Raw genomic sequence first — 266 nt, forward strand, 5'->3', positions numbered from 1 at the left:
CGGTTAGTCTCCATGGCAATGGAGGTCACGGGAGCCAGCAACTACGTCAACCGGCTGAACGACAACATGAACCGCTGGGTGGATGTCATCAGCTTCAACCAGTATATCGGCTGGTACCGCGATGTCAACGATGCTGCCAAGATGAAATGGGAGATTCCCTACGACAAGCCCGTCATCATCAGTGAGATGGGCGGTGGGGCCGTAGCCGGGCTCCATGGCGATGCCGGCCAGCGATGGACCGAGGAATTCCAGGAGAAGCTCTACAC

The 266-nt window shown here is 57.5% G+C and carries 1 protein-coding gene; it reads left to right on the top strand.

Translation table 11 applies throughout. The annotated features are described in order from the left end of the window. Positions 1–12 precede the first annotated feature (12 nt). Positions 13–266, top strand: a 254-nt coding sequence (locus FQ664_RS26195; RefSeq protein WP_368668000.1) for a hypothetical protein, incomplete at its 3' end; no start/stop codon positions are given.

The sequence above is a fragment of the Pseudomonas persica genome (assembly GCF_900291015.1).
Taxonomy (GTDB): domain Bacteria; phylum Pseudomonadota; class Gammaproteobacteria; order Pseudomonadales; family Pseudomonadaceae; genus Aquipseudomonas.